The following is a 7255-nucleotide window of genomic DNA, read 5'->3' as shown; positions in this document are numbered from 1 at the left end:
GGGCGGGGAGGTGGGCGAGCACCACGTCGAGGACGCGGAGGGCGTCCGGCTTGGACAGCGGACTGTTGCCGTTGCCGCATTTCGGCGACTGCACGCAGGACGGGCAGCCGGCCTCGCAGCCGCACTCGGCGATGGCGTCCCGGGTGGCGCGCAGCCAGGCCGCCGCCGTCGCGTACGCGCGTTCGGCGAAACCCGCCCCACCCGGGTGGCCGTCGTAGACGAACACGGTCGGCGCCTCGGTGTCCGGGTGCACCGCCGTCGACAGGCCGCCGATGTCCCAGCGGTCGCAGGTGGCCATCAGCGGGAGCAGCCCGATCGCGGCGTGCTCGGCGGCGTGCAACGCCCCCGGGATGTCGGCGGCCTCCACCCCGGCGGCGGCCAGCGACGTGGGGGAGACGGTGAACCAGACCGCGACGGTGCGCAGCTCCCGGGCCGGCAGGTCCAGCGGCCGGGTGTCGATCACCTCGCCGGAGGCGATCCGCCGACGCTGGTACGACACCACCTGGTTGGTCACGTCCACCTCACCGAGGAAGAGCCCGACCGGTCCGGCGTCGACGTACGAGCGCACCGACACCACCGACAGCGAGGTGACGTCCCGGGCGTGGGTGGACCAGTCCGGCTCCTCGGCGTGCACCAGCGCGCACCCGTCGGCCAGGTCGAGGGAGTCGACCACGTATGAGACGCCCTGGTGCAGGTGGACCGCGCCGGGATGGACGAGGACGTGCGACGAGCCGCCGTCGACGGTGCCGAGCAGCCGCCCGGTCGACGCCTCGACCACACAGACCGGAGCGCCGTCGGAGCCACGCAGGTCGACCTCGGGCCGTTCCCGGTGCCGCCAGTACCACCCGGTCGGGCGCTGTCGCAGCGCGCCGGCCGCGACGAGGGAGTCGACCGCCTCCTTCGCCCCGTCGCCGAAGAGCTCCAGGTCGGCCGGGGTGAGCGGAGCCTCGAACGCGGCGCAGGCGAGCTGCGGCGCGAGCACGTACGGGTTGGCCGGGTCGAGCACGGTCGCCTCGACGGGCCGCCCGAACAGCGCCTCCGGGTGGTGCACCAGATAGGTGTCCAGCGGGTCGTCCCGGGCCACCAGCACGGCCAGGGCCTCGTCGCCGGATCGGCCGGCCCGGCCGGCCTGTTGCCAGAGCGAGGCCCGGGTCCCGGGCCAGCCGCAGATCAGCACCGCGTCCAGCCCGACCAGGTCGACGCCGAGTTCCAGCGCGTTGGTGGAGGCGAGGCCGAGCAGCTCGCCCTGCAGCAGGGCCCGTTCCAGCTCACGCCGTTCCTCGCGCAGGTAACCGGCCCGGTAGGCGGCCACCCGGTCGCCGAGGCCGGGCACCGCCTCGTCGAGTGCGCGCCGGGCGTTGGCCGCCACCACCTCCGCGCCACGCCGGGAGCGGACGAAGGCGAGCGTGCGTACCCCCTCGGCGACGGTGTCGGCGAGCAGGTCAGCGGTCTCCCGCAGCGCCGACCGGCGGACCTGGAGAAGGTCGGCGTCGGGGGAGGGCGCGGCGGAGGACGGTAGCAGCGGCGGCTCCCAGAGCGCGAAGGTCACCCCGCCGCGTGGCGAGGTGTCCTCGGTGACGGCGACCACCGGCAGCCCGGTGAGCCGCCCGGCCGCCGTCGCCGGGTCACCCGACGTGGCCGAGGCCAGGAGGAAGACCGGCGCCCTGCGCGAGTCTGCGAGCGCGGTCGAGGAGGCACGGCCCGGACTTCCGCTGAGTCTGCGTAGCCGGCGCAGCACGTGCGCGACGTGTGAGCCGAACACGCCGCGGTAGGTGTGGCACTCGTCGATCACCACGTACGCCAGCCGGCGCAGGAAGCCGGACCAGTGCGCGTGCCCGGGGAGGATGCCGTGGTGCAGCATGTCCGGGTTGGTCAGCACGAACCGGGCGTGCCGGCGAATCCACTCCCGTTCGGCGCGTGGGGTGTCCCCGTCGTAGGTGGCTGGGCGTACCCCGTCGAGACCCAGGCCGGCGACGGCGCGCAGTTGGTCGGCGGCGAGCGCCTTGGTCGGGGCCAGGTACAGCACGGTGGCCCGGGGATCGGCGAGCAACGCGGCCAGCGCCGGCAGTTGGTACGCCAGCGACTTGCCGGACGCCGTCCCGGTGGCCACCACCACGTGTTGCCCGGCGTGCGCCAGCTCGGCGGCCTCGGCCTGGTGCCGCCAGGGGGTGACCACGCCGCGCGCGGCGAGCGCCGCCCGTAGCTCTTCGGGGGTCCACTCCGGCCAGGGCGCCGGTTCGCCGGGGCGGGGTGGGACCCGTTCGACGTGGGTGACCGGGTCGGTGTCGTGATGGCGGGCGCGCAGCCGGCGCAGCAGTTCCCCGGGCGCCGCCGTCTGCGGTCGAGCGGAGCCGGGACCTGCCGATACGGTGGCTGCGGGATGCACGTCCTGCACTTTCGCACTGGCGTTCGGGTGGTGAACGACCGGGGGCGTGGGTAAGGAGGAGCCGTCGCCGGTGACCGGAGGCTGGTCAGGCGGGGATGGTTAGATGCCCAGGAGAGTTTACGACTCTCGGAGGAGGACTGATGGAGCTGTCGCTGGCGACCCGCGCCGTGGGGGAGCACACGGTGCTTGAGGTCGGCGGTGAGGTGGACGTCTACACGGCACCTCGGCTGCGCGAACGGCTCCTCGAACTGATCGACGGCGGCGCCCGGCAGGTGATCGTCGACCTCGGCCGGGTCGACTTCCTCGACTCCACCGGCCTGGGCGTGCTGGTCGGCGCCCTCAAGCGGCTCCGGTCGGCCGGCGGTTCGTTCGCGCTGGTCTGCGACAAGGAGCCACTGCTCAAGATCTTCCGGATCACCGCGTTGGACCAGGTCTTTCCGCTGCACCCTACGGTGGAGGCGGCGATTACGGCCGACCCGACCGGCGCTGGCGCGTGATGGCGACGGTCCGGCTCTCCTTCTCGCCGGCCCCGGTGCACGTGCGCACGGCCCGCCTGGTCGGGGTCGCGGTGGCCCGCCGGGCGGGGGTGCGCGAGGGCCTGCTCGACGAGGTGCGCCTGGCCATCGGTGAGGCGTGCACCCGTGCTGTCGCGCTGCACCGGCAGTACAGACTGCCCGACCCGGTGCTGGTGGAGATGTCCGACTCCGGGGCGTATCAGGTGCGCGTGGTGGATCGGGCGCCGATCGAGGCGGGCCTCGGCCTGGCCGCGTTGAACGCCGACGAACTCGCCAACGAGTCCCTCACCGACGAGGCGCTGACCACCGGCGTCGGGTTCGCCCTGCTCGCTGGGTTTGTCGAGGACCTCCAGGTTCGTCCGGTTGCCGAGGGGGTCGGGACCGAGGTCCGGATGGTGTGGCCGGTCGGCCGCTGACCCTCACTGTCCGTACGAGGCCGTGACCCGGTGTGGGACGCGGCCTCGTACGCGTCGATGGGCCTCCATATCAGATTTTTTCTCATAACACAGTTAGAAAGATCATCCGGACACGGCGTGCCCCGGTTGTGACCTCGAACACTCGGCAGGGCTACAGTCTGTGGGTTGTCAGCACGTGATCCTCCTCGCGGCCAGCGGATATGGACGTTGATCATGGTCCGTCGAGGAGGGTTGGCGCGCGTGCGCAACCGCATCCAGGCGCCGGGCAGACGTCCAATGGCCGGCGCGACCGTGTCGGTACAGGAGGACACAGATGTCCGGGACCTTGGCCGCCCCCGAAGGCGGCGCGCTGTCCCTCACCGGAGCGAACCTGACGTACGTCGTCATCGCGGCGGTCATCGCCGCGGTGGCCCTCGTCTTCGCCGCGGCCTTGACCAAGGCCGTGCTGGCAGCCGGTAAGGGCACCACCAACATGCAGGAAATCTCCGGAGCGGTGCAGGAGGGCGCCTCGGCGTACCTGCTCCGGCAGTTCAGGACGCTGGCGATCTTCGTCGTCATCGCCGTCGTGCTCCTCTTCCTGCTGCCGGTGCACGACACCGACGGCAGTGAGGTCGCGGTGAAGATCGGCCGCTCCGCGTTCTTCGTGGTCGGTGCACTGTTCAGCGCGTTCATCGGCGGGGCCGGTATGTGGCTGGCCACCCGCGCCAACCTCCGGGTCGCCGCCGCGGCCCGCGAGGCGCAGGGCGGGCGGGAGGCCGCCATGAAGATCGCCTTCCGGACCGGCGGTGTGGTCGGCTTCCTCACCGTCGGGCTCGGCCTCCTGGGTGCCGCGCTGGTCGTGATCATGTTCAAGGGGGACGCCCCGACCGTGCTGGAGGGCTTCGGCTTCGGCGCCGCCCTGCTGGCCATGTTCATGCGCGTCGGCGGCGGCATCTTCACCAAGGCCGCCGACGTCGGCGCCGACCTGGTCGGCAAGGTCGAGCAGGGTATCCCCGAGGACGACCCCCGCAACGCCGCCACCATCGCCGACAACGTGGGCGACAACGTCGGCGACTGCGCCGGCATGGCCGCGGACCTCTTCGAGTCGTACGCGGTCACTCTGGTAGCCGCGCTGATCCTCGGCCGCGCCGCGTTCGGTGAGGCCGGTCTGGTCTTCCCGCTGATCATCTCCACCATCGGGGTGCTCATCGCCATCGTCGGGGTCTTCATCACCCGGCTGCGCGCCTCCGACCGCAACGCCCTGACCGCAATCAACCGTGCCTTCTACCTCTCCGCGGTGCTCTCCGCGGTGCTGGTCGCGGTCGCCGCCTTCCTCTATCTCCCGGCCAGCTTCGCCGAGTTGGAGGGCGGCCTCGCCGACGTCGACGAGAACCCGCGCCTGGTGGCCATCGGGGCGGTCGTGATCGGTATCGTGCTGGCCGCCGCGATCCAGGCGCTCACCGGTTACTTCACCGAGACCACCCGGCGCCCGGTGCAGGACATCGGCGCCAGCTCGCAGACCGGCCCGGCCACCGTCATCCTCGCCGGCATCAGCGTCGGCCTGGAGTCGGCGGTCTACTCGGCGCTGCTCATCGGCGCCGGCGTCTTCGGCGCGTTCCTGCTCGGCGGCAGCTCCATCACGCTCTCCCTGTTCGCGGTGGCGCTGGCCGGCACCGGTCTGCTCACCACCGTCGGCGTGATCGTCGCGATGGACACCTTCGGCCCGATCTCCGACAACGCCCAGGGCGTGGCCGAGATGTCCGGCGACATCGACGAGAACGGCGCGCGCATTCTCACCGAGCTGGACGCGGTGGGCAACACCACCAAGGCGATCACCAAGGGCATCGCGATCGCCACCGCCGTGCTCGCCGCCACCGCGCTGTTCGGGTCGTACACCGACACGCTGCGCAGCGCGTACGCCACCGCCGGGGTCGGCGACGTCGGGGCGGAGATCCTCAACTCGTTGAACGTGGCCAACCCGCGCAACCTGGTCGGACTGATCATCGGCGCCGCGGTGGTGTTCCTCTTCTCCGGGCTGGCCATCAACGCGGTGTCCCGCTCGGCCGGCGCGGTGGTGATGGAGGTCCGGCGGCAGTTCCGCGAACTGCCCGGGATCATGGACGGCACCCAGCGTCCGGAGTACGGCAAGGTCGTCGACATCTGCACCCGGGACGCGCAGCGGGAGCTGATGACCCCCGGCCTGCTCGCCATCCTCGCCCCGATCGCGGTCGGCTTCGGCCTCGGCCCGGGCGCACTGGCGTCGTACCTGGCCGGGGCGATCGGGGCGGGCACCCTGATGGCGGTGTTCCTGGCCAACTCCGGCGGCGCCTGGGACAACGCCAAGAAGCTCGTCGAGGACGGCGCGTACGGCGGCAAGGGCTCCGAGGCGCACGCCGCGACGGTCATCGGCGACACCGTCGGCGACCCGTTCAAGGACACTGCCGGGCCGGCGATCAACCCGCTGCTCAAGGTGATGAACCTGGTCTCGCTGTTGATCGCGCCGGCTGTGGTGGCGTACAGCGTGGGCGACGAGCGCAACACCCCGCTGCGGGTGGGAATCGCGCTGGTCGCGACCCTGATCGTCGTCGCGGCGGTGGTGTTCAGCAAGCGCAAGGGCGTCGCCATGGACTCGTCCGGCGGCGGGAACGGCACCGACGCGGGCAACCACGAGCGCGCCGACGTGGTCAAGGCCTGAGTCGCGACGCATCTGGTCCCCGGTCGGCCACGCCGACCGGGGACCGTGCGCCGTCCGCCTGACCGGTGTCGGGTTCACCGCGAGGCCGTACGCTGCCTTGCATGCGTTCGTGCCGGGCGGCAGCCGCCGGAAAGCTCACGGTGGTCCTGGCCACGCTCGTACTCGTCGTCACCGGCTGCGGTGGCGGGCCCAGCCCCCGGGTCTGGGCCGCCTCGGTCTGCGAGGCGCTGACCCCGTGGCGGGCCGAGATCAACAAACTGACCAGCAGCACCAACCAGCAGATGACCGCACAGACCACCCCGGCGCAGGCGAAGGAGAACCTGGTGCGGCTCTTCGCTGGGGCGGCGACGGCGAGCGAGACAGCCCGGCGCCGGATCGCGGACGCCGGGGTGCCGGAGGCCGAGCACGGGGAGGAGATCTCCCGGGGTTTCCGGGCCACCCTGGAGAAGGTGCGGGACGCGTACGGCCGAGCCCGGGACACCATCGACGGGCTCGGCACCGCGGAGCCCACCGCCTTCTACGACGGCGTCAGGGCCGCGGTGGAGACGCTGACCAAGGAGTACGACGCGAGCGCGCTGGACACCAGCCGCCTCAACTCGGAAGAGCTCAAACAGGCCTTCGACGAGGTTCCGGAGTGTCGCTGACCCCTGCCGACCCCACTCCCAAACCGGTGCGTCAGCTCTCGCTGTTCGGCACCGAGGCGGCGGACCCGTCGGTCGCCGACCTGGCCGGCCTGCTCGCCGGCCCCGGGGAGGTCGTCCGGATGGGGCGCACCGCCCGTCTGTCGATCACGGTCGACGCCGCCTGGCGGGTGCACGTGCTCATCGCCGAGCTGCGGTTGCGTGGGCTAACCGCGGCCTGGGAGACGACCGGGGAGCAGCGCTTCGCGGTTCGTACGTCGTACCTGAGGACGCTGGCCCCGTTGGCCACCGCCTGGCTGGACGAGGGCCAGCGCAAGCGCCCGCCCGGAAGCTTCCATCTCAACGGGCGTCGGCTGCGGCTCTGGCTGGCCGCCGCCGGCGCCGCCGATCCGGCGGGTTTCCTGCTGGGCCTCGCCGAGGGCGACCGGGAGTGGTGGCCGACGGTACGCGCGGCGCTGGCCGCCGTGGGGTTGCCCGCCGCCGTGCTGGAGCCGGGGGTCGGCGGGCCGGCATTGCGGATCACCGGCCGGCGGCGGCTGACACGGCTTGCCGAGCTTGTCGGTGAGCGCCCGTCCACCGTGCCCCCGGAACTCTGGCCGTCGGCCCCGCTCTGACCTCCCACC

Annotated in this window: 6 protein-coding genes; 5 read left to right on the top strand and 1 reads right to left on the bottom strand. The window is 72.5% G+C overall.

Features of this window, described 5'->3' with window-relative positions; all coding sequences use genetic code 11:
* Window positions 1–2386: DEAD/DEAH box helicase (locus E1193_RS28715; RefSeq protein WP_132186301.1), on the bottom strand; the 2386-nt coding region annotated here is incomplete at its 3' end.
* Between the two features lie 140 nt (window positions 2387–2526).
* Here E1193_RS28715 and E1193_RS28710 point away from each other — a divergent pair.
* The 5 genes from E1193_RS28710 to E1193_RS28690 all read left to right on the top strand — a co-directional run bounded on the left by E1193_RS28710 (window position 2527) and on the right by E1193_RS28690 (window position 7246).
* Window positions 2527–2883, top strand: coding sequence for an STAS domain-containing protein (locus E1193_RS28710; protein ID WP_132186300.1), 357 nt, complete (start codon window positions 2527–2529; stop codon window positions 2881–2883).
* Window positions 2883–3317: an ATP-binding protein gene (locus tag E1193_RS28705; protein WP_207922907.1), complete on the top strand. Its 435-nt coding sequence runs from the start codon at window positions 2883–2885 to the stop codon at window positions 3315–3317. The genes E1193_RS28710 and E1193_RS28705 overlap by 1 nt, the downstream gene beginning before the upstream one ends.
* A 313-nt stretch (window positions 3318–3630) precedes the next feature.
* A complete protein-coding gene (locus E1193_RS28700) occupies window positions 3631–5991 on the top strand; it encodes a sodium-translocating pyrophosphatase (RefSeq protein ID WP_132186298.1) in 2361 nt (786 codons plus the stop codon).
* A 101-nt stretch (window positions 5992–6092) separates the two neighbouring features.
* Window positions 6093–6635, top strand: coding sequence for a hypothetical protein (locus tag E1193_RS28695; RefSeq protein WP_132186297.1), 543 nt, complete (start codon window positions 6093–6095; stop codon window positions 6633–6635).
* On the top strand, window positions 6626–7246 hold the full coding sequence (locus E1193_RS28690) for a hypothetical protein (protein WP_132186296.1): 621 nt from the start codon (window positions 6626–6628) through the stop codon (window positions 7244–7246). Before E1193_RS28695 ends, E1193_RS28690 begins: the two co-directional genes overlap by 10 nt.
* The last annotated feature ends 9 nt before the right edge of the window (window positions 7247–7255 follow it).

The organism is Micromonospora sp. KC606 (assembly GCF_004348675.1).
In the GTDB taxonomy this organism is placed as follows: domain Bacteria; phylum Actinomycetota; class Actinomycetes; order Mycobacteriales; family Micromonosporaceae; genus Micromonospora.
The sequence above is the reverse complement of the archived record's forward strand: the minus strand, read 5'-3'. Positions and strand labels throughout refer to the sequence as shown.

Bases quoted from the DNA above. Each gene is read 5' to 3' on its own strand.
- E1193_RS28705 (WP_207922907.1), top strand. From the start codon at position 2,883: ATGGCGACGGTCCGGCTCTCCTTCTCGCCGGCCCCGGTGCACGTGCGC.
- E1193_RS28695 (WP_132186297.1), top strand. From the start codon at position 6,093: ATGCGTTCGTGCCGGGCGGCAGCCGCCGGAAAGCTCACGGTGGTCCTG.
- E1193_RS28700 (WP_132186298.1), top strand. From the start codon at position 3,631: ATGTCCGGGACCTTGGCCGCCCCCGAAGGCGGCGCGCTGTCCCTCACC.
- E1193_RS28710 (WP_132186300.1), top strand. From the start codon at position 2,527: ATGGAGCTGTCGCTGGCGACCCGCGCCGTGGGGGAGCACACGGTGCTT.